Genomic DNA, 1,816 nt, shown 5'->3' with positions numbered 1-1,816 from the left:
GACGTGACGGCGATCTCCAACAAGATCCGCGCCGTCACCGGCAAGGCGCCGCGCGTGTGGGTGTGGCCTTACGGCGCTGCCGATGGCACCTCGCTGGCGGTGGTGGGCGAGCAGGGTTACCAGATGGCCCTGACCCTGGAAGACGGTCTCGACAGCCTCGGCAACCTGATGAGCAGCCCGCGCTTCCTGGTGGCCTCCGACCCGGACGGCGAACACTACGCCAACGCCATCGTCGCGACCCAGACTGAAGCCCCGCTGCGGGTGCTGCATGTGGACCTGGACAACGTCTACGACCCGGACCCGGAACAGCAGGTGCGCAACCTCGACAAACTGATCCAGCGCGTGGTCGACATGGGTGCCAGCACCGTGTTCCTGCAGGCTTTCGCCGACCCCAAGGGCGATGGCCTGGTGCGTTCGCTGTACTTCCCCAACCGCCATTTGCCGGTGCGCGCCGACCTGTTCAACCGCGTCACCTGGCAACTGCGCACCCGGGCCCACGTGAGCGTATTTGCCTGGATGCCGGTGCTCAGTTTCGCCCTCGATTCGAAGCTGCCCCGCGTCACCCGTTGGGACCCGCAAACCGGCAAGGTCGCCATCGACCCGGACCAGTACCAGCGCCTGTCGCCGTTCGATCCGAAAGTGCGGCAGGTCATCGGTGAGATCTACGAAGACCTGGCGCGCACCAGTGCCATCGACGGCGTGCTGTTCCACGACGACGCGGTGCTGTCGGACTTCGAAGACGCCAGCCCGCTGGCGCTCAAGGCCTACGCCGCCAATGGCCTGCCGGACACCATCGAAGCCCTGCGCGCCGACCCTGCGGTGATGCAGCGCTGGACGCGTTTCAAGAGCCGCTACCTGATCGACTTCACCCATGAGCTGACCGCCAAGGTCCGCACGCTGCGCGGCCCGCAGGTGCAGACCGCACGCAATATCTTCGCCGAACCGATGCTCAACCCGGGCAGCGAAGCCTGGTTCGCGCAGAACCTCGACGACTTCCTCACCAGCTACGACTGGACTGCGCCGATGGCCATGCCGCTGATGGAAGGCCAGGACCTCAAGGGCTCCAACGCCTGGCTGGAAAAGCTCGTGGCCATCGTCAAGGCCCGCCCCGGCGCGCTGCAACGCACAGTCTTCGAGTTGCAAGCCAAGGACTGGCGCACCTCGGCCGCCCCCGATCTGGACGGTGCACAAATGGCCGAGTGGATGGGCGTGCTCAAGCGTCAGGGCGTGACCAGTTTTGGCTACTACCCCGACAACTTCCTGGAGAATTCGCCGGATCTGAAAACCGTGCGTCCGGCCCTTTCCAACCAGTGGAATCCTTGACTCATGTTCGACAGAATCCTCGCGCTTATCGTCTTGTCATTGGTATTGGGTGTGCCCCTTGGGCTGATCTTTTTGGTCACCGGGCAGTTCCTGATGGACTTCGTCTTCTTCTATCCGCTGTTCATGTCCGGCTTGTGGATCGCTGGCGGCCTGTACTTCTGGCTGCACTGGGAGCGCCATTGGCCGTGGGCGGATGACACGCCGGCGCCGGTGCTGGCCGGTGAGCCGCTGATCTCGATCCTGATCCCTTGCTACAACGAAGGCGACAACGCCGCCGAGACCATCGGTGCCGCGTTGGCCCAGCAATACCGTAACATCGAAGTGATCGCGATCAACGACGGCTCCAGCGACAACACCGCCGCCGTGCTCGATGCGCTGGCGCTGAAAGAGCCGCGCCTGCGGGTGCTGCACCTGGCGCAAAACCAGGGCAAGGCTGTGGCCTTGCGCATGGGCGCGGTAGCAGCGCGCAGCGAATACCTGGTGTGCATCGACG

2 protein-coding genes are annotated in these 1,816 nt (G+C 64.6%); both read left to right on the top strand.

Going from position 1 to position 1,816, the window contains the following annotated elements; translation table 11 throughout:
• A partial coding sequence (gene pgaB, locus HX846_RS30265; RefSeq protein ID WP_178966791.1) for a poly-beta-1,6-N-acetyl-D-glucosamine N-deacetylase PgaB occupies positions 1–1,323 on the top strand: 1,323 nt, incomplete at its 5' end.
• Between the two features lie 3 nt (positions 1,324–1,326).
• The coding region (locus HX846_RS30260; protein ID WP_178966790.1) for a glycosyltransferase family 2 protein at positions 1,327–1,816 on the top strand (490 nt) is incomplete at its 3' end.

This window comes from Pseudomonas sp. K5002, from assembly GCF_013386655.1.
In the GTDB taxonomy this organism is placed as follows: Bacteria; Pseudomonadota; Gammaproteobacteria; order Pseudomonadales; family Pseudomonadaceae; genus Aquipseudomonas.
This window is presented reverse-complemented; position numbering and strand designations above follow the sequence as displayed.